Annotated in this window: 22 protein-coding genes; 19 read left to right on the forward strand and 3 right to left on the reverse strand. The window is 37.8% G+C overall.

Annotation, left to right across the window (positions count from 1 at the left end; translation table 11 throughout):
• Positions 1 to 164 precede the first annotated feature (164 nt).
• The 5 genes from ACIQXF_RS12535 (at position 165) to ACIQXF_RS12555 (ending at position 3,455) form a co-directional block, all read left to right on the forward strand.
• The gene (locus ACIQXF_RS12535) at positions 165 to 1,067 is read left to right on the forward strand and encodes a hypothetical protein (RefSeq protein WP_402783329.1); all 903 of its coding nucleotides are present in this window, start codon (positions 165 to 167) and stop codon (positions 1,065 to 1,067) included.
• Between the two features lie 102 nt (positions 1,068 to 1,169).
• Positions 1,170 to 1,841, forward strand: coding sequence for a deoxyribose-phosphate aldolase (gene deoC, locus ACIQXF_RS12540; RefSeq protein WP_402783331.1), 672 nt, complete (start codon positions 1,170 to 1,172; stop codon positions 1,839 to 1,841).
• Between the two features lie 222 nt (positions 1,842 to 2,063).
• Entirely contained in the window at positions 2,064 to 2,288 is a 225-nt protein-coding gene (locus tag ACIQXF_RS12545; protein ID WP_402783333.1) for a spore coat associated protein CotJA, read from the forward strand.
• Positions 2,281 to 2,544: a spore coat protein CotJB gene (locus ACIQXF_RS12550; protein ID WP_402783334.1), complete on the forward strand. Its 264-nt coding sequence runs from the start codon at positions 2,281 to 2,283 to the stop codon at positions 2,542 to 2,544. Before ACIQXF_RS12545 ends, ACIQXF_RS12550 begins: the two co-directional genes overlap by 8 nt.
• A 341-nt stretch (positions 2,545 to 2,885) precedes the next feature.
• A complete protein-coding gene (locus ACIQXF_RS12555; RefSeq protein WP_402783336.1) occupies positions 2,886 to 3,455 on the forward strand; it encodes a manganese catalase family protein in 570 nt (189 codons plus the stop codon).
• A gap of 105 nt (positions 3,456 to 3,560) precedes the next feature.
• Here the strand turns inward: ACIQXF_RS12555 and ACIQXF_RS12560 are convergent, their stop codons facing one another.
• Together ACIQXF_RS12560 and ACIQXF_RS12565 are read right to left on the reverse strand one after the other, a co-directional pair.
• Positions 3,561 to 4,217, reverse strand: coding sequence for a potassium channel family protein (locus tag ACIQXF_RS12560; RefSeq protein ID WP_402783369.1), 657 nt, complete (start codon positions 4,215 to 4,217; stop codon positions 3,561 to 3,563).
• Positions 4,218 to 4,235: 18 nt separating this feature from the next.
• Positions 4,236 to 5,612: a TrkH family potassium uptake protein gene (locus ACIQXF_RS12565; protein ID WP_402783371.1), complete on the reverse strand. Its 1,377-nt coding sequence runs from the start codon at positions 5,610 to 5,612 to the stop codon at positions 4,236 to 4,238.
• A 201-nt stretch (positions 5,613 to 5,813) separates the two neighbouring features.
• On the opposite strand from ACIQXF_RS12565, the gene rpsU reads away from it, so the two are divergent.
• From rpsU to recO, 13 genes are all read left to right on the forward strand, one after another.
• A complete protein-coding gene (rpsU, locus tag ACIQXF_RS12570) occupies positions 5,814 to 5,987 on the forward strand; it encodes a 30S ribosomal protein S21 (RefSeq protein WP_004227078.1) in 174 nt (57 codons plus the stop codon).
• 343 nt (positions 5,988 to 6,330) lie between these two features.
• Positions 6,331 to 7,659 (forward strand): NfeD family protein, encoded by a 1,329-nt coding sequence (locus tag ACIQXF_RS12575; RefSeq protein WP_402783338.1) that lies wholly within the window; start codon positions 6,331 to 6,333, stop codon positions 7,657 to 7,659.
• 3 nt (positions 7,660 to 7,662) lie between these two features.
• Complete coding sequence (gene floA, locus ACIQXF_RS12580) at positions 7,663 to 8,664, forward strand: flotillin-like protein FloA (RefSeq protein WP_402783340.1); 1,002 nt, start codon at positions 7,663 to 7,665, stop codon at positions 8,662 to 8,664.
• Between the two features lie 28 nt (positions 8,665 to 8,692).
• Entirely contained in the window at positions 8,693 to 9,184 is a 492-nt protein-coding gene (locus ACIQXF_RS12585) for a hypothetical protein (protein WP_402783342.1), read from the forward strand.
• A gap of 54 nt (positions 9,185 to 9,238) precedes the next feature.
• Positions 9,239 to 9,499 (forward strand): hypothetical protein, encoded by a 261-nt coding sequence (locus tag ACIQXF_RS12590; protein ID WP_402783344.1) that lies wholly within the window; start codon positions 9,239 to 9,241, stop codon positions 9,497 to 9,499.
• On the forward strand, positions 9,489 to 10,601 hold the full coding sequence (locus tag ACIQXF_RS12595) for a sporulation protein YqfD (RefSeq protein ID WP_402783346.1): 1,113 nt from the start codon (positions 9,489 to 9,491) through the stop codon (positions 10,599 to 10,601). Before ACIQXF_RS12590 ends, ACIQXF_RS12595 begins: the two co-directional genes overlap by 11 nt.
• Before the next feature lie 2 nt (positions 10,602 to 10,603).
• Entirely contained in the window at positions 10,604 to 11,560 is a 957-nt protein-coding gene (locus tag ACIQXF_RS12600; RefSeq protein ID WP_402783348.1) for a PhoH family protein, read from the forward strand.
• A gap of 358 nt (positions 11,561 to 11,918) precedes the next feature.
• Positions 11,919 to 14,039: an HD family phosphohydrolase gene (locus ACIQXF_RS12605; RefSeq protein WP_402783350.1), complete on the forward strand. Its 2,121-nt coding sequence runs from the start codon at positions 11,919 to 11,921 to the stop codon at positions 14,037 to 14,039.
• An 8-nt stretch (positions 14,040 to 14,047) separates the two neighbouring features.
• A complete protein-coding gene (gene ybeY, locus ACIQXF_RS12610; RefSeq protein ID WP_402783352.1) occupies positions 14,048 to 14,521 on the forward strand; it encodes an rRNA maturation RNase YbeY in 474 nt (157 codons plus the stop codon).
• Positions 14,522 to 14,872, forward strand: a complete 351-nt coding sequence (locus ACIQXF_RS12615) for a diacylglycerol kinase family protein (protein ID WP_402783354.1) — start codon at positions 14,522 to 14,524, stop codon at positions 14,870 to 14,872. It abuts the gene before it with no gap.
• An 82-nt stretch (positions 14,873 to 14,954) separates the two neighbouring features.
• Entirely contained in the window at positions 14,955 to 15,368 is a 414-nt protein-coding gene (locus tag ACIQXF_RS12620; protein WP_402783356.1) for a cytidine deaminase, read from the forward strand.
• Positions 15,355 to 16,272 carry a GTPase Era gene (era, locus tag ACIQXF_RS12625; RefSeq protein WP_402783358.1) on the forward strand — a complete coding sequence of 306 codons (918 nt, stop codon included), beginning with the start codon at positions 15,355 to 15,357 and terminating at the stop codon, positions 16,270 to 16,272. Before ACIQXF_RS12620 ends, era begins: the two co-directional genes overlap by 14 nt.
• Positions 16,273 to 16,377: 105 nt before the next feature.
• Positions 16,378 to 17,175, forward strand: a complete 798-nt coding sequence (gene recO / locus ACIQXF_RS12630; protein WP_402783360.1) for a DNA repair protein RecO — start codon at positions 16,378 to 16,380, stop codon at positions 17,173 to 17,175.
• A 36-nt stretch (positions 17,176 to 17,211) separates the two neighbouring features.
• On the opposite strand, the gene ACIQXF_RS12635 is transcribed toward recO, so the two are convergent.
• The gene (locus ACIQXF_RS12635; RefSeq protein WP_402783362.1) at positions 17,212 to 17,412 is read right to left on the reverse strand and encodes a hypothetical protein; all 201 of its coding nucleotides are present in this window, start codon (positions 17,410 to 17,412) and stop codon (positions 17,212 to 17,214) included.
• 970 nt (positions 17,413 to 18,382) lie between these two features.
• On the opposite strand from ACIQXF_RS12635, the gene ACIQXF_RS12640 reads away from it, so the two are divergent.
• The gene (locus ACIQXF_RS12640) at positions 18,383 to 20,113 is read left to right on the forward strand and encodes an HD-GYP domain-containing protein (RefSeq protein WP_402783363.1); all 1,731 of its coding nucleotides are present in this window, start codon (positions 18,383 to 18,385) and stop codon (positions 20,111 to 20,113) included.
• The last annotated feature ends 131 nt before the right edge of the window (positions 20,114 to 20,244 follow it).

The following is a 20,244-nucleotide window of genomic DNA, read 5'->3' on the forward strand; positions in this document are numbered from 1 at the left end:
ACTTTTGATAGGACAATCCTTTTTTAGTTTTTTAAAGAAATCTAAAGAGTGAATGACGAAGTATCGACAGGAAAGCCCTTATTCGATGGAGCGAAAGACAAAGCGAGGTTGCTGAAAAGTTACTTACCTGAGCGAAAATCGAAGCAAGCGGATCAAAAAAAGGGATGTACCTGAGCGAAAGACGAAGCAAGCAGATCAAAAAAGGGATGTACCTGAGCGAAAGACGAAGCAAGCAGATCAAAAAAGGAACGTACCAGAGCGAAAATCGAAGCAAGCGGATCAAAAAAGGAATGTACCAGAGCGAAAATCGAAGCAAGCAGATCAAAAAAGGAACGTACCTGAGCGAAAATCGAAGCAAGCGAATCAAAAAAGGCATGTACCAGAGCGAAAGACGAAGCAAGCAGATCGAAAAAGGAACGTACCTGAGCGAAAGACGAAGCAAGCAGATCAAAAAAGGAACGTACCAGAGCGAAAATCGAAGCAAGCAGATCAAAAAAGGAATGTACCTGAGCGAAAGACGAAGCAAGCAGATCAAAAAAGGAACGTACCAGAGCGAAAATCGAAGCAAGCGAATCAAAAAAGGTATGTACCAGAGCGAAAGACGAAGCAAGCAGATCGAAAAAGGAACGTACCTGAGCGAAAATCGAAGCAAGCAGATCAAAAAAGGAACGTACCTGAGCGAAAATCGAAGCAAGCGGATCAAAAAAAGGGATGTACCTGAGCGAAAGACGAAGCAAGCAGATCAAAAAAGGAACGTACCAGAGCGAAAATCGAAGCAAGCGGATCAAAAAAGGGATGTACCTGAGCGAAAGACGAAGCAAGCAGATCAAAAAAGGAACGTACCAGAGCGAAAATCGAAGCAAGCAGATCAAAAAAGGGATGTACCTGAGCGAAAGACGAAGCAAGCAGATCAAAAAAGGAACGTACCTGAGCGAAAGACGAAGCAAGCAGATCAAAAAAGGGATGTACCTGAGCGAAAGACGAAGCAAGCAGATCAAAAAAGGAACGTACCTGAGCGAAAATCGAAGCTAGCGAATCAAAAAAGGAGTTATAGCACGCTTTTATGAAGATCTCCTGAATTGAAAAGAAAGAAATTAGACGACTTCGTAAAAAAGTGGTATGATTCCAAGAGGTACGTACATCTTGGAATGCGAAGGAGAGTCTTATAAATGGAACAAAATTTTGCACGTATGATTGATCATACATTATTAAAAGCTGAGGCTACGAAAGAGCAAATTGAAAAACTTTGTGTAGAGGCGAAACAATTTAGCTTTGCATCTGTTTGTGTAAATCCGACGTGGGTAAAATATAGCAGTGAGCTTTTACAGGGAAGTGATGTTTTAGTTTGTACTGTAATTGGCTTCCCTCTAGGTGCGAATACTCCACTAGTTAAGGCATTTGAAGCAAAAGATGCTATTGCTAACGGTGCTAAAGAGGTAGATATGGTCATTAATATCGGTGCATTAAAAGATAAAAACTATGACCTTGTACAAGCGGATATTGCAGCAGTTGTTGAAGCGGCAAAAGGTGGCGCGCTTGTAAAAGTTATTATCGAAACATGCTTGCTAACTGAGGAAGAAAAAGTGAAAGCATGTGAACTAGCTGTTGCAGCGGGTGCAGATTATGTGAAAACATCTACTGGTTTTTCAACAGGTGGCGCGACAGCAGAGGATATAGCCTTAATGCGTAAAACAGTTGGCCCAGAGCTTGGTGTAAAAGCTTCTGGCGGAGTACGAAACTTAGAAGACATGAAAAAAATGATTGAGGCTGGAGCAACTCGTATTGGAGCAAGTTCTGGCGTAGCGATTATGAACGGATTAATTGCAGATTCTAATTATTAATAGTATTAAAAACTTTATAGCAAAGTGATGGGGCTGTTCGTTATGAACTAGCCCTATTTTCCATTATTACTCGCCAAAAGCGTATTGGTGCAACAATGTTTGTGGGTATTTGAATCGCCATACTCCTGCCGGGAAATCTCACAATGGTTTCTTTAGCTGAATAAAAATTTGATTATCCTCATATACTCCACTGATGTAATTGGTTGTAGAAGGGAGGATGCAATGTTTACGCATTTTAAGTATTGGAAGCCTTATATTAGCCCATTCGACCCATGTCCGCCTATTAAGGTTAAAAGTTTTGCTACACCACCACAATTGTATATGGGTTTTCAACCACCTGGATTACCACAATTTCAATCCCCTAAAGAAGCTCTTATGGCTGGAACGTTATGGCCACAATTATTTAGTCCCTACCCAAACCCTGAAGGAGGGATGAAGCATGAGTAAAGAGATGCCGCCTGAATTTTATAAGCTCCTAGAAGAAATACAGGCAATTGATTTTGTAATAGTGGAATTAAATCTATATTTAGATACTCACCCTCACGATTATGATGCCATTCAGCAATTTAATGAAAACACTGAAAAAAGTATGAAACTTAAAATTGATTTTGAGCAAAAATTTGGTCCACTTATGAATTTTGGGAGAAGCTACTCTAATTATCCTTTCAATTGGATTGAAACACCGTGGCCATGGCAAGTCTAACTTCTTTCGGCACATGTTTTTGTAGCGTCAGCAAAGTCACCCATCTCTCAAGGTGGTGAGATGGGTGTAAGTTACTTTTCAGTGTGTGTCTAAACAGCTAAAATAGAGGAACTCAAGCAAGAACCTCACATTCAGTGAAAACTCCTAAGTGACTACATCATGCTGTTGCTGTCGTTATACTATCGCACAGACGAAAACCCTTTTGTTGCTGTCGTTATACTTTCGCGCAAAAAGCATCGGCTGCTGTTGCTACCACTACGCTTTTGTGTTGACCTAAAGCCGATTCAGGACGCAATTATGCCGAGGCATAATTGATTATGAGTAACTAGGAGGAATTATTTTTGTGGTATTATGAAAAGAAACTCCAGTATCCAGTAAGGGTTAGTACATGTAACCCTAGGCTAGCTAAGTATTTAATTGAGCAGTATGGAGGTGCAGATGGAGAGTTGGCAGCTGCACTACGATATATGAATCAGCGCTATACGATTCCCGATAAAGTGGTCGGATTGTTAACCGATATAGCAACAGAGGAATTTTCCCACTTAGAAATGATTGCTACGATGGTTTATAAACTCACGAAAGATGCCACTCCAGAAATGCTAAAAGAAGCAGGCCTTGGTGATCACTATGCCAATCATGATAGAGCATTATTTTATCAGAATGCTGCTGGTGCACCGTTTACTGCAACATATATTCAGGCTAAAGGAGATCCAATTGCTGATTTGTATGAGGATATTGCAGCTGAAGAAAAAGCTCGGGCTACCTATCAATGGCTTATCGATTTATCTGATGACACTGATTTGAATGATAGCTTGAAATTTTTACGCGAACGGGAAATCGTTCATTCTCAACGTTTTAGAGAGGCTGTAGAAATTTTAAAAGACGATATGGGTAAAAAAAGAATCTTTTAATAAGATTACTGGCTGTTTCAAGAGAAGAGCACCTTTTGATACAGCCTATTCTATTTAACTTCTTTCCGATTCCGGACGTAATTATGCAGAGGCATAATTGATCATCTATTCAAGATTTGAAAATGCAGTGAGATCCTTTCTATGTCCAATCATCACTAAGACGTCCCTTTCTTCCATAATCTGCTCGGGTGAGGGAGAAATGGTAATATTGCCTTCTCGAACGATGGCAATAACGCTTACATTATATTTCGCTCGAATGTTTAGATTTCGGAGATTTTGCCCAGCCATCTTTGAAGGAATTATTATTTCTTCAATACTGTATTCTTTTGATAATTCTATATAATTAAGCATATTTGGTGAGAGCAGTTGATTGGCCACTCGTTCCCCCATATCTCTTTCAGGATAGACAACCCAATTAGCACCTACCTTATCTAATACTTGTCCGTGTCTTTTTCCAAGAGCTTTAGCAATTATTTTTTTGATCCCCATCTCTTTTAGCAAGGAGACTGTTAAAATGCTTGATTGCATATCAATACCTATTGCGACAATGACACAATCGAAATTTCTGATTCCTATGGAGTTAAGAGCTTTTTCTTCAGTTGTATCAGCAATTACTGCATGTGTAACATAAGGTTCAGCATCTTCAACTCTTTCCTCATTAATATCAATCCCTAAAACTTCAAGTCCAGCTTCGTGTAATCTACGGGCTACACTTACCCCAAACCTCCCCAGACCAATTACTGCATATTGTTTGATAGTCATCACGCTTAACACTCCTTTCTAGCCAATCATAATATTACCCTTTGGATGGCGGAAATCTTCTGTTTTTCGACGTTTTGTGATGGCAAAAGCAATAGTTAATGGGCCCAATCTCCCTGCAAACATTGTTAATATAATAAGTAGACGGCCTTCGTTTGATAGTTCAGGAGTTAGCCCCATTGAAAGTCCGGTTGTACTAAATGCAGAGGTAGCCTCGAATAAATACATCATAAAACTATGACGTTGCTCAATAATACTTAAGACAATGGTTACAAGTACTATAATCAGCATCCCGCACATTGAGACTGTTAAAGCTTTTAAAATCGTTTCATTAACAATTCTGCGTCTAAAAAGAACAACATCTTCTTTACCTCTTATTTGTGACCACATCGTAGCGACCAGAACAGCGAAAGTTGTTATTTTGATACCACCGGCAGTTGATCCAGAACCGCCTCCAATAAACATGAGCCAAATGATTAAAAATAATGTCGACTGTGTTAAGTTACCTATGGGAAGGGTATTTGATCCAGCGGTTCTTGATGTAACAGCTTGGTATAATGAACCAAGAACTTTCCCCCATTCAGACAATGGTCCAAGTGTTTTACTATTTCCATAATCAAATAAGAAGATTAACAGCGTTGAGCCCACGGTTAAAATTAGCGTTGTGCTTAATACAATTTTTGTATGCACTGATAGACGCTTCGTTCTTCGGTATTCATAGAGTTCATTTATGACAATAAATCCTAAACCACCAATTGTAATTAGTGCACAAATCGTGAATACCACGAACGGATCGTCTACATATGCTGTTAAGCTCTGAAAGCCACCTATTATATCAAATCCTGCATTATTGAAGTTAGATATGGCATGAAAAAATCCAAAATAAAAGGCTTTACCTATTGGCATATCAAACGAAAAGCGGACAGATAAAATGAAGCCGCCTATTATTTCAATCAATGCTGTAAATAACAGTATTCTTTTAACTAATTTAACTAGACCGGCAAATGTAACGTTATTAAATGCTTCTTTTAACACAAGCCTCTCTTTTAAAGAAATTTTTTTTCCTAACAACAAAAATAATAACGTTGCGAATGTCATAAAGCCTAGTCCACCGATTTGGATAAGCACTAGAATAACTAATTCTCCGAATATTGAAAATGTATCGCCAGTATCGACAACAATTAGACCTGTTACACAGGTTGCAGAGGTAGCAGTAAATAAAGCGTCTATAAATGAAAGACCTTTACCATCCTCCGTTGCGATAGGGAGTGTTAATAAAAATGCTCCAAATAAAATAATTGCGATGAAACCTAGCACGAGTATTTTTGGAGGATTTAACTTTTTTAATGATTTCATTTTATGCCCCTTACTACTTTTGTAGATGATTTTAAACGTGATTTTAATTACAATTCTGTATGTTTATTGTTAGCCAAAAGCAAGGTGAAAATGCGTAAGGTAATAAAACCAAAAATTCACCTGATTAATTCGTGTACTTTCTATTGACCATTATTAGACAATACGTTATAATTCTTTAGTACACAGCAGATGGTTATATGCCTATTTGTGTATTGACGTGTGTTCGGAGGGAGGGAAAGAGAGATGTCAAAAACTGTCGTTCGCAAAAACGAATCGCTTGAAGATGCTCTTCGCCGCTTCAAACGTACTGTATCAAAAAGTGGTACAATTCAAGAAGTTAGAAAGCGCGAGTTCTACGAAAAACCTAGCGTAAAACGTAAAAAGAAATCAGAAGCTGCACGTAAACGTAAGTGGTAATTTAATTTCCCATTAAAAATCCCTACGTTCATAACACGCAATTGTATGATTCACTGAGCAGACAAAGATATACCTGAAATTAATCACATACGATTAATTTCAGGTATTTTACATTGTGCTCACATTTACGTCATATTGAAACTGCCGAATGAAATCATTTTGATTCATTCGGCTTTTTTAGTGACATACTGATTGCATTCCACTAACTCGTTGTAATTGAAGTTTGATTATTATATAAAAAGCATCATATTCACTGTATAATAAAATTATAAGAATTTGTGAAACTTTTTACATGGTCAATCGTATATACAGAAGAGAAGCATGTTAGAAGGGAGGGAAAAAGATGCGGAGACGAAGAATCCTCAGCTATCTATTGGTTATTTGGATGACTTTTTTGTTAGCGTTTCCATTAACGTCTGCTTTTGCAAGTAGCAAGGTTTATCATATACCGATTCATAATGAAGTAGAACGGGGACTTCACGCATTTTTAGAACGAGCTTTTAAAGAGGCGGAGGAAAACCATGCAGAGGCGATTATTTTAGACATTCATACACCTGGCGGTTTCGTCAATGCAGCGGGTGATATTGCCAAGCTAATGGATGAAACACTTATACGTAAAATTGCGTATATTAACAAAGATGCGCATTCAGCAGGTGCCTTTTTAGCCTTACATGCGGATGAAATCTATATGGTGCCCAATGGTACAATCGGTGCTGCCGCTGTGATCGATTCAGCAGGGAATGCAGCAGACTTAAAAGCTCACAGCGCATGGCTTGCTCAAATGGAAGCAGCTGCAGAATCGTCAGGTCGTAAACCGATCTATGCACAGGCAATGGCCGATACATCTATTGATTTACCGGATTTTCGAGCAGGAAAAGGAAATTTATTAACGTTATCTGCTTCAGAGGCAGAAACAGTTGGTTATTCTGAAGGGACGGTTGCGAATTTCCAGGAGCTTTTAGAAAGAACAAACTTAAAGGATAATGAGATCGTTCCGATTGAACCTACATTTTCCGAAAAAATTGCTCGTTTTATTACGAATCCGATTATAGTGCCGATTTTGTTGTCGATTGCAAGCTTAGGGCTTGTGATGGAGCTATATTCGCCAGGTTTCGGTGTTCCAGGTATAATGGGATTGTCAGCACTTGGATTATTTTTCTTTGGTCATATGGTGGCAGGCTTAGCTGGTTATGAATCGTTATTGTTACTCATTTTAGGCTTAGCACTTGTCATTGCGGAATTTTTTGTCCCCGGAGGTATTATTGGTATTTTAGGTGCCGTACTAATATTACTAAGTCTAATACTGGCAGGTGCAAACATGATGCAAATGGTTATAGCAATTTTCATTGCGCTTGTTGTAGCGATAATAGGGATGGTGATCCTGATGAAATTTTTCGGTAAAAAATTGCATGTTTTAAACAAGTTGGTTTTGATGGATGCGACAACAACGGAGGAGGGCTATGTGTCTAACGTTAATCGCACAGAGTTGCTTGGAAAAGTAGGTATAACGATTACACCGCTTCGTCCAGCAGGTACGATACTTTTTGGTAATGAGCGTGTTGATGTAGTTTCTGAAGGTGGCTATATTGATGCAGAGAAACATGTAGAAATTATTAAAGTAGAAGGCTCACGCATTGTTGTGAGACGAACAGAAAAAGAGATGGAGGAATAGCAAATGGGATTTGATTTAGCTTTAATTGGTCCAATTGTGGGGCTAGTCTTATTATTCATTGTCGTCGCGGTATTCTTTACTTTCGTACCAGTGGCACTATGGATTTCTGCACTTGCTGCAGGTGTCCGTGTTAGTATTTTCACATTAATCGGTATGCGTTTACGTCGTGTAATCCCATCACGTATTGTGAACCCATTAATTAAAGCACATAAAGCAGGTTTACCTGTGACGATTAATCAACTAGAAAGTCACTATTTAGCAGGTGGTAATGTTGACCGAGTTGTCAATGCGTTAATCGCAGCACATCGTGCAAATATCGAGTTAACATTTGAACGCTGTGCAGCAATCGATCTAGCGGGTCGTGATGTATTAGAAGCGGTACAAATGTCAGTTAACCCGAAAGTCATTGAGACACCATTTATTGCAGGTGTTGCTATGAACGGGATTGAAGTAAAAGCGAAGGCACGTATTACTGTGCGTGCAAACATCGAGCGTTTAGTCGGTGGTGCTGGTGAAGAAACAGTTATTGCCCGTGTAGGTGAAGGGATTGTTTCAACAATCGGTAGTGCTACTAGTCATACAACTGTTCTTGAAAATCCAGATATGATTTCTCAAACTGTATTATCTAAGGGCTTAGATTCGGGTACAGCATTTGAAATCTTATCGATCGATATTGCAGACGTTGATATAGGCAAAAACATCGGTGCTGAATTACAAATTGAACAAGCGCAGGCGGATAAAAACATCGCCCAAGCAAAAGCAGAGGAACGTCGTGCAATGGCTGTAGCAAACGAGCAAGAAATGATTGCACGTGTTCAAGAGATGAAGGCAAAAGTAGTAGAAGCTGAAGCTGAAGTACCACAAGCAATGGCAGAAGCTCTCCGTTCAGGTAATCTTGGTATTATGGATTACATGAATTACCGTAATATTCAAGCGGATACGGCTATGAGGGATTCCATTTCTAAGGTATCAGATAAACCAGAAACAAATGAACCTAACGCATAAAAAAAACGGAAAGGAGCGGTACTAATAAATGGAACAATTAATTATATTAGCGATAATTGCCATAGTCAGCTCTATTTTCGGGAAATCAAAAAATAAAAAAGAACACAAACAAATGCCGCCTTTTAATAAGGATTCACAGGTTGAACCAACCGTTATTGAAAAAGCGGAAAAGGCTCTACAACAAAGTCGTACTGCTAAACCACAAAGCTTTGAGGATTTTGCACGTGAATTTTTAGGTGAATGGAAAAATGAGCAACCGAAAGTAGAGCAGCCTAAGAAAATTGTCGAAGAAAAAGTGAACGACGAAGTTCCTAGCTACGTTGCTCCACCGTTAATCCCTACTGAGACAGTGAGTCGTACCTCGAATCGAGAAAGTATCGGTCGTTTGGCTGCTGTGAAAAAAGAAGGGGATGAAGCTAAATCTCATTCAGCTTTCCAGCTACCGAGGTCTAAAAAATCATTAATGCAGGCTGTGGTAATGGCAGAGGTTTTAGGTCCTCCAAAAGCAAAAAGAAAATAACTAGCATGTCCTCCTTTTTTGATGCATATATTGCCGAAGAAGGAGGCATTTTTTATGAAAAAATTATTTCAATTAACGCCACTACTTGAATTATCACAATATGAAACATTAAAAATCATTGGCCCATATCGTTTTCTACATGCTGATGCAACGTCATGCTCTTTCATCTATGCAGACTATCATATAATTGTGCGTGGAAAATCAGTGGAAATTAATGCTCTTAAAGAAGAAATGCTTCATCTTTCTATAGATGACTTAGAGGAACTTCATGTGAAAATGACAAAGAATATGGGTGTGAAAGACAATGTGGAATAATCGGCCAATTATCATACGTATAAAGCGCCATGAAAATGTTCATCCTTTTATTCAGGCATTGCATGCACAACATGTGCCATTAAAGCGTGTTGTCTTTCGTGAGCAAGAAGTTGCTTTTGAAACAACAATGCACTATCTTCCAAAAATTCGCCGGGTACGTAGACGTTACCGACTTAAAATGGCTGTCTATTATGCAGATGAGCTTCAAGTTTTTCGAGCACAGCTTTGGACTTTACTTGGTTTAGTAATGATGATAATAATACCACTGTTTTGTGCACAGATTATTTGGCGTATAGACATTGAAGCAGCTTCCCCAGAATTAGAACAACGTCTTGGCCAGACTTTTCAAGATACATTTCAATTAGAAACCCCTATGTCTAAAAAAGCCATACCATCAAATGCTGTAATTCGTCAGAAGCTATTAGAAGAGCACCGAGAGCTTTCATGGGTGCATATTGAAAAGTATGGTGGCCGTGTTATTTTGCGACCTCAGGAATCACCGAAACAAACGAAGCAAACGAATGAAAAACTAGCGTCACATTTAGTAGCAACAAAAAGTGGGGTCATTACACATTTTAATATTCAAAATGGTGAGCGCAAAATTTCAGTGAATGATACCGCTTACGAAGGTGATGTTCTAGTAAGTGGAGTGATTGAAAGTGGTACAGATCAAGTATTCGTTGGTGCAAAGGGAGAAGTTTATGCAGATTATTGGCTGGAATGTGCATTTAAAATTCCAACAAAGTTGACATTAGAAACGCTTCAACAAAAGCAGTGGCGTATTTTAGTAAAGGGTATTCATAAAGAAAAAGTGGACTACGTACAAAAGAAAAACTTACCTAATTGGCTTGATCCTTATGTTTCGCTTGTTGAAGAGCAGCACACTAACAAGATGCAAGTGGAGCTTGATGAATCGAAAATAGATGAATTACTCATTCCATTATTACATGAAAAGGTTTTACGCTCATTGCCGGAGAAAACGGTTATTAAAAAAGAAAACCTTTTACAGGTAAAGTGGGGGAATGGTACAGTTGAAGGGAAAGTTCTATTTTTAGTCAATGAAAACATTGCAAGTCCAATACAAGGCCCACAAGGAGAATGATTATGTCAGAACAGTTAACTGTATTACAAGTGGATAATCCAAATGAAGCGGTCATGCTACTCGGAATTTCCGATGCAAATATGAAATTAATCGAAGAAGCTCTCCAAGTCCACATTATTACACGTGGTGAACAAATCCAACTAGCTGGTGAAGAGGATGCGAAGGAACAGGCGACATTCCTATTACATGCACTTTTGAAGGTCATTCGTAAAGGAATTAATATTGATCAGCGTGATGTTGCAACTGCTATTGAAATGACACAAAAAGGAACAATCGAATATTTTGCAGAACTTTATGATGAAGAAATAGCTCGCACGACGAAAGGAAAGCCTATTCGTGCAAAAACAATCGGTCAACGAGAATACATACAAGCAATCCGTCACAAAGACGTTGTTTTTGGAATCGGTCCAGCCGGTACTGGGAAAACGTATTTAGCGGTAGTCATGGCAACTCAGGCGCTAAAAAATGGGCATGTAAAGCGAATTATTTTAACACGCCCTGCAGTAGAGGCAGGAGAGTCCTTAGGCTTCCTTCCAGGAGATTTAAAGGAAAAGGTAGATCCTTATTTACGCCCTCTCTATGACGCTTTAAACGATATTTACGGGGCAGAACAAACGCAACGTCTTATCGAGCGAGGAACAATCGAAATTGCACCACTAGCGTATATGCGTGGCCGTACATTAGATGATGCCTTTGTCATTTTAGATGAAGCTCAAAATACGACTCATCAGCAAATGAAGATGTTTTTAACTCGATTAGGCTTTGGTTCAAAAATGGTCATTACAGGAGATAAAACACAAATTGACCTACCTAAAAATACAGATTCTGGATTAATTGTAGCGGAACGTACACTAAAGTATGTCAAATCAATTCATTTCCAAATCCTAGAACAAGGCGATGTGGTACGACACCCAATCGTAGCAAAAATTATCCAAGCTTACGAAGAACAGCAACTTTAATATGACCGCTAGCGGTCAAATTAAAGTCTGCACCGAAAGCAGAGCGACAGGTGCAACGGGTTAAAAAAGTCTGCACCGAAAGCAAAGTGGAACGTAGCGACAGGTGCAACTGGGTTAAAGGCTGCACCAAAAGTGAAATGAAACGGAACAGTAGGTGCTAAATATTCGTTCTGGAAACAATAGAAATTCGGTTCTCAACTATATCACAAACATCGATTTAGTATAAAACATGTTATAGAATGGTAAAAAATGTGACAGCTATACAAAATTGTATAGCTGTTTTTTGCTTTCTTATACATTTTTCGAGAAAAATGTTACTCGAATTGATATGATAGTAGATAGATAGAGGAGGTGCCTGATGGAGAAACAACTTCGGAAATTTACAGAACTTATTGGTTTTCGCTATTTTTTAATTGTCGTTCTCATCTTAACAGGAGCCCTACAGTTTGCATTTATGTATGGTAATGTTAAAGGTGTTACATATGATTTTAAACCATTACAACTAGCGCCTGAAACAGTACGATCTACTAAAACGATAGAAGATACTTATAAGACTCAGCAGGAACGAGAAAAAGCAGCAAATGCTGTTGCGCCAGTCTATCAATTTTCCGAGGACGTCGCCAAGCAGCGTGCTGCGATTGTAACGTCTTTATTTGATTATGTTCTTGAAGTAAAGAAGGATATTGAGAGTAATAAAGAACCTGTTCCAATTGTCGATCAAGTGGCGCAGCTCCGCAAAAAATTTGAATCAATTGATGCAGATCAAATGCCAATAAATTTTACTGATTCACAGCTAGAAGGTCTGTTATTACAAAGTGAAGCAGATTTAAAAAGGACAAGTTTACAATTATCAAAAGTTGTGCAGGAGTATTTACAAAAATCCATTCGTTCAGAGAATGTGTTCGCTGCCCAAACTGATTTTGAGGCAAAAATTCGCGGACAACGTGGCTATCCAGATAAAATTTTTAATACGGTTGTTTTAATTGGGCGTATCAGTATTATTGAAAACGAATCGATTAACGAGGAACAAACGAAAATTCGAAAGGAACAGGCAAAGGAATCTGTTGAACCTACCCGAATTTTACAAGGCCAAATCATTGTACAGGAAGGCCAGATCATTGATAACGAGGCGTTTCGTCAATTAGAACTTCTAGGAATGGTGAGTAATAAAGCATCATTGAAACCAATTGCAGGGCTTATAATTTTAATTTTACTGCAAATGATGTTCATGTTTATTTTGTTCGAAAGCTGGGAAGCAAATGAACATAAGAAACGCAATGCATTATTGGTTACTGTTATTGCTTATATTTTATCCATCTTGTTAATGAAATTTATGAGCTTAGTGGCAGGCGGTTTTGATGTTACTGTAGCATTTTTATTCCCGACAGCGTTGGCAACGATGCTTGTACGGCTATTAGCGGAAGAGCGTGCTGCAATCTTGATTACGGTTATAACAGCAGCATCTGCAGGTGTAATTTTTCAAGAGGGTTATTCATCTGTTATGCAGATGGAAATTACACTGTATATTATTTTTGGTGGTTTTGCGAGTTTATTTTTTGTCCGTAGTGTAGAAAAGCGTTCGCATATACTACATGCAGTGGGTGTTATAGGGTTAGTAAATATGGCGTTTATTGCATTTTACTTGTTGATGACACAATCATCCTATGGTTTGTCTGAGTTACTGTTTTACTTTATTGCGGCAATGTTATCGGCTTTACTTTCAGGAGCTCTTACAATGGGTCTCTTACCATTCTTTGAATCAGCGTTTAGTTTATTATCGTCACTGCGATTAATTGAACTATCAAACCCAAACCATCCGTTACTGAAAAAATTACTAATGGAGGCTCCTGGAACATATCATCATAGTGTGATGGTAGCAAATTTAGCGGAGGCAGCATGTGAGGAGATAGGGGCAGATGGATTGTTGGCTCGTGTAGGATGTTATTATCATGATATTGGGAAAACGAAGCGCCCTGCATTTTTCATTGAAAATCAGATGTCAGGTATCAACCCTCACGACTCAATGTCACCGGAAACGAGCGCAGACATTATTATTGCACATACCACTGATGGGGCAGAAATGCTAAGACGCTATAAAATGCCGCAGGAAATCATTGATATTGCCTTGCAGCATCACGGTACAAGTTTGTTAAAATTCTTCCTGTTTAAAGCGAAGGAAGAAGGAAAAAGTATTGATGAGGCAAAGTTCCGATATCCTGGTCCGAAACCTCAAACGAAGGAAGCGGCAGTTATAAGTGTTGCTGACAGTGTTGAGGCAGCGGTTCGATCAATGAAGGAACCGAATGCAGAGAAAATTCATAAGCTGGTACGAGCTATTATAGATGATCGAGTACAAGATAATCAGTTTGATGAATGCGATATTTCAATAAAAGAGTTAAAATGTATAGAGCGAGTGCTTTGTGAAACGCTGAATGGAATTTTCCACTCACGTATTGAATATCCAAAAGCAGATAAGTAGGAGGATCTATGATTTTAACAATTGATTTTACAGATGAAACAAATGAAGTGGCTGCTGAGCATATGGAGCTTGTCGAAAAGCTTTTACAGCATGCTGCGAAAATAGAGAATATAGAGCCGGAAACAGAAGTGTCAGTGACTTTTGTCACGAACGAAGCAATACGAGAAATAAACAGAGAATATCGTGACAAGGATCAACCTACAGATGTTATCTCTTTTGCTCTAGAAGAACTAGGTGAGGGCGAAATAGAAATAACATTTGAAGGGATGCCACGTGTTTTAGGAGATATTATTATTTCAACGGATCGTACGAAAGAACAAGCTTCGGAATATGGTCATACATTTGAACGCGAATTAGGCTTTTTAGCAGTCCATGGTTTTTTACATCTCCTTGGCTACGATCATATGGTACCGGAAGATGAAAAGGTTATGTTTGGGAAGCAGGATGAGATTTTGCAGTCTTTTGGCTTAGGAAGAGATTAAATGAATGTTCGCAAATATATCCGCTCTTTTGGTTATGCCTTTGAAGGTATTATGACAGCCTGTAAAGAGCAAAACTTTAAGTCGCATTTGCTCAGTGCAGGAATTGTTTTATTTGCTGGCTATTTTACGGGTTTATCACGTCTGGAATGGTATATTGTGCTACTATTAATAGCGCTAATGTTTGCACTTGAAATGGTTAATACTGCAATTGAACGAGTAGTAGATTTAGCCTCACCCAAACTGCACCCACTCGCCAAACAGGCTAAAGATCTTGCTGCGGGTGCAGTGCTTGTATTTGCGATATTCAGTGCTATAATCGGATTACTCATCTTTATACCGAAATGGTTTTAGCTTCAACAATTTCATTAAACGGTAATAAAGTGTCAGTGATTGTGCTGGAGAAATATGATTTATTATGTAGAGGAGAACTTTGATGACAATTGATATGCATGCATTGCTAGAAGAATCTAAAAAAGCGCGTGAAAAGGCTTATGTTCCTTATTCTAAATTTAAAGTTGGGGCAGCAATTTTAACGAAAAATGGAAAGGTTATTCATGGCTGTAATATTGAAAATGCAGGCTATAGCATGACCAATTGTGCAGAGCGTACAGCATTTTTCAAAGCTGTATCAGAAGGTATTTATGACTTCGAAGCGATTGCCATTGTGGCTGATACGGATGGACCATGTGCGCCATGCGGAGCTTGTCGTCAAGTGATGATTGAATTCTGTGAACCATCTATGCCTGTTTATTTAACAAATTTAAAAGGTGATGTTACGGTAACGTCAGTTGGAGAACTACTACCGTTTGCATTCACAACGGAGGATTTAGAGAATGCTGGAAACTAAAAATGGCTACAAGTCAGGCTTTATCTCCATTATCGGTCGACCAAATGTAGGGAAATCGACATTTTTAAACCGTGTCATTGGTCAAAAAATAGCGATTATGAGTGATAAGCCACAAACAACACGAAATAAAGTACAAGGTGTACTAACAACAAATGATAGCCAGATGATTTTTATTGATACACCAGGAATCCACAAACCAAAACATAAGCTAGGGGATTTCATGCTCAAGGTTTCCAAAAATACATTGCGTGAAGTGGATGTTATAATGTTCATGGTCAATGCAGAGCAGAAACTTGGAAAAGGTGACGAGTTCATCCTTGAAATGTTAGCGGGTAATTCAACACCTGTCTTCCTAGTAATCAATAAAATCGATCAAATCCATCCCGACGAATTAATAGGGATTATTGAAAGTTACAAAGATCGTTATGATTTTGCAGAAATAGTACCGATTTCAGCATTACAAGGTAATAACGTAGAAAATTTATTGACGACTTTAACGAAATATTTACCAGAGGGGCCGCAATATTATCCGGCAGACCAAGTAACGGATCATCCTGAGCGATTTATTATTTCAGAGTTAATTCGTGAAAAAGTGTTACATTTAACACGTGAAGAAATACCTCACTCCATTGCTGTTGTGATTGATAAGATCCGTCGTGATGAAGAAAATGAAGATAAAATTCATGTAGCAGCAACGATTATCGTGGAAAGGGATTCTCAAAAAGGCATTGTTATTGGTAAACGCGGAGCCCTTTTAAAAGAAGTGGGAACACGTGCACGTAAAGATATTGAAATGCTCCTTGGTTCAAAGGTGTATTTAGAACTTTGGGTAAAAGTGCAAAAGGATTGGCGCAATAAATCGACACATTTACGTGATTTCGGTTTCCGTGAAGATGAATATTAAAAGGTCTTGTTGTAAAGTTGCGAAATAGTTTTGAAATGGGAGCTGTCCAAAAATTTTTTGGAGAGCTCTATTTTCATGTGAAACTTGTAGAAAGGAGGAAGACAGGTGCTTTATAAATGGGAAGGAATTGTCCTAAAGGTACGTGCATATGGAGAATCAAATAAAATTGTGACATTACTGACAAGAGAAGCGGGGAAGGTTGCAACTATGGCTCGAGGTGCCAAGAAACCTTCAAGCAGATTAGCTTCTGTTACGCAGCCATTCACATACGGCATGTTTATGGTACAGCATCATACGGGTATGGGGACAATGCAACAAGGCGAACATCTGAATTCGATGCGTCATATTCGTGAGGATATCATGGCAACTGCATATGCAAGCTATATCATGGAACTTGTCGAGCGTGTAGTAGAAGAAGGAAAAGCTGAGCCATTTGCATTTGATGTACTTTTACAAGCATTGCAAGCAATTGAAGAAGGCTATGATCCGGAGGCCATTACATTGTTCGTCGAGTGGAAAATGCTCCCTTATACAGGTGTTCAGCCTATACTACATGCCTGTACTGCTTGTGGTGCAGTGGATGGTGAATTTGCATTTTCCTTTGCGCAGGGCGGCTTTTTATGTCATCGTTGTTATCAGCATGACCCCTATATCATTCGATTAACTCCAACCCAACTTAAACTTATTCGAATGTTCTACACTGTACCGATTGATCAAATTGGGAAATTAGAATTGAAAAAGGAAACAAAATATTTTATCAAAAAAATTATTACAACGATTTATGAGGAGCAAACAGGAATTCGTTTTAAGACCAAAAAATTTATTGAGCAGCTTGAGCGAACGCCTGAATTGCAATTAAGAGTAAATACCAGCAATGAAGAAATGCCAGAAGACAATTCGTGATCTTCTGGCATTTTCATGATTGTATACTACGCTTCTTTATAATTCATCGTCATTCATAAACTCGAAAAAACTAGCCCATTTACCGGCGATTTTTAGAATATCTATATACAGATATGTCGTTTCACCATTTTTACCGGTAATATGCAAGATAGCTGCATTTACTTGGGGTGTAATTACGATGGCGCTCGTTGCTAAAGCAGAAGCCATCACAATTTGATAGAAACGGTGAGTCTTCAATTTATTTCCTCCAAATAGTCGATAAATATTTTATAGCGTGGTCTCTTGCTAGTAAAAAAACCTTCCTAGTATAATTTCAAGCTTCCAGATGAGTGAATAACCTTGGTGGTATTTACTGTTAAATTATTGTTGTTTAACATAAAAGATTAACTATAATACTTTATTTATATCAAATTGCTGAAGATTGGAATAGGGGGAATGTTTTCCACCGGTAGCCAATTGGTGGTAATTGAAATTGCATTAACCCGCTTAAACGGGAAGGAGATCTTTGTGCAGGCACAAAGATCCAGATCTGTACCGAAAGCGAAGCGTCGGGTACAAGACTCTCATTTCAAGATGTAAGTGAAGCAAAATTATATGATATTAACTGCCCTTAAAATCTGATTGGATGTTAGTCGCACAAGTGTTTTCATAGGATGTAAAGGTTTTAAGCTTGTGTTCCTAAATAGTAGGGATGAAGAACCCGATACAGATAAAAGTTTTATTTTATCAAAGGACAATATAAGTAATCATCCGCAATTAAACAAAAATTTAGTTTTTTTTAGAAATGTGATTTTGGTTGAAATTTAATTAAAAATTGTAAGAATATATGTTATGAATAAATTGCATAAGCCTTTTAACCTTTTTATAAAACACTTAATAGCAGATATTAAAAATAGATATTAGTTTAAAAGTATTATTTTTCATTTAGTTTTTAATATAATCATAGTATTAACTAATCATTCGTATTCCATATACTAGTTGAAAAGGCATTTTAACCTATGATATTGTAATGAGTATAGATAAAATTATTTAAACTATTCTTATATAATTTATTCGTTTGATTTCCATTGAAAAACTAGTCTGATTTATACGGATCTGACATGCATATAAAATGAAAAACTTGCCTCTATCAGCAAAGATATTTTTTAGTACAACTCAGTCCTAGAGAAGAAGGAGGGAGTCACATAATGCTGGAACAAAAGCGTATGTGGCAGAAAATATGCTAAGAAAAGTGACATTAAGTATTGATGAAGTTGAAGCAAATGATATTTTAGCTGAGGATATTTTTTCAGAGTATCGTTTATTAGCAAAAAAAGATTTAGTTTTAACTGATCGCATCATTGCATTACTTAAACTTAGAAAAGTAGATGAATTATCGGTTTATTTGCCTTCGGATTCAGTCCGAATTGTTCATGATTTAAGTGCTCTTCGTACGAGGGAGTATGAGGATATATTTGCATCGCTAATAGATAAAAAGGACGAAATAGATGAGTATAAAGAAACAGTAAGTAAACTTTTTATGACTACATTAGAGAATGTTGTGCATGAATTGCGATATGGTCAAATTTTAAAAAGCATCCAGGATACTGCTTATGTTCGAGGTATTTTTGAAAGGATTTTAGAAAAGAAAGAACGCTATGAGTTACTCATGCGATTAAAGGAATGGGATGAGTATTCCTTTGTGCATTCATTTGATGTTTTCGTTCTAGGTACAATCTTCGCACGTAGCTTAGGCCTTACGGACATTGAAACATTAGCAAGAGGCTATTTGTTCCATGATATTGGAAAGGTATTTATCCCGCAAGAAATCTTAAATCTTAAACGAAAATTATCTGAAGACGAATTTGAAATAGTTAAAACACACACAACAAAAGGATATGAACTACTCGTTGAACATGGAGAAGAGGATATTGCCTATCTTGCCCGTGATCATCATGAGCGCTTTGCCGGTAAAGGCTATCCGAATCAGCTTTGTGCAGATGATATGAGTGAGGGTGTTCAATTATTGCAAATAATTGATGTTTACTCAGCGATGACATCGAAACGTGTATATCATTCGGGGTATGCTGCAACGGATGCATTAGCTGTATTATATCGCGATAGACATTTATATAACGAAAAGTTTATGCATAAATTTGTTGAGTGCTTAGGAATTTATCCTGTTAACTCAGTTGTACTATTGTCTGATAATCGAAGTGCACAAGTAGAGCTCGTTTATGATTTATTCCCAACATTACCCAAAGTTAAATTGTTAGATGAACAAACATCTATGAATCTACCTTTGAATTATAGTGTGAAAATTATGAAAATGATCGATTATCGTGCAAATAGCTTTGAAGAGATTTTTAACTTATTTGTAGAGCAGTTAATTCGCTGTGATGAAAATAACTTAAGAATCCATTTTAATAAATTGATTGATCACTTACATCCTAAAGAGATTGTCTTAAAAATCTTTTTACCAGCATTTCGAATTCTACGTTTATTAACAAGAGAAATTCAAACGGATATGACGAAATATAGAAATTCTATTAATATTCTTAAGAAATTATTAGAAGAGCAACTTAATGTTTTGTATATGGATTATCAGCATGAGCAAACGACTATTTTAGTTGTGGAAACCTCACTCCGTGAAAACTTCTTCATTAAGCTTGTACAGAGTATTCTGTATATTGATAAAATTGTGCCGTTCTTTATGAATCCAGGGGATGATCAACGCATTACACAATTAATGGAGCATTGTGACGTAAATGTTGCCTACTTTATTGGGGATGAGCTGTCAGCAGATAAACGGGTTCGTCCAATGCGTGAAGGAACGTTCCTTTACTATTCACTTGTAGATATTGAGGAGTTATTAGTAAGTTTAGTAGGCATGAGTATGAAAAGGTTTTCATTTGAGGAGAAGATGCAGGAACGTTTATTTTCTATATTAAAGGCATAGAGAAAGAGGGAGTCTCATTTGCAGAGACTCCCTCTTTTTATGTGCGCCCGGCATGCGTATGAACTATAGGGTGCAAGTCCCGAACCCCGAAGACAGAAGTAGAGGTTAGCCAAGAGCAAGGGTGTCCGTGG

This window comes from Lysinibacillus sp. NPDC097231, from assembly GCF_044761885.1.
Lineage (GTDB): Bacteria > Bacillota > Bacilli > Bacillales_A > Planococcaceae > Lysinibacillus.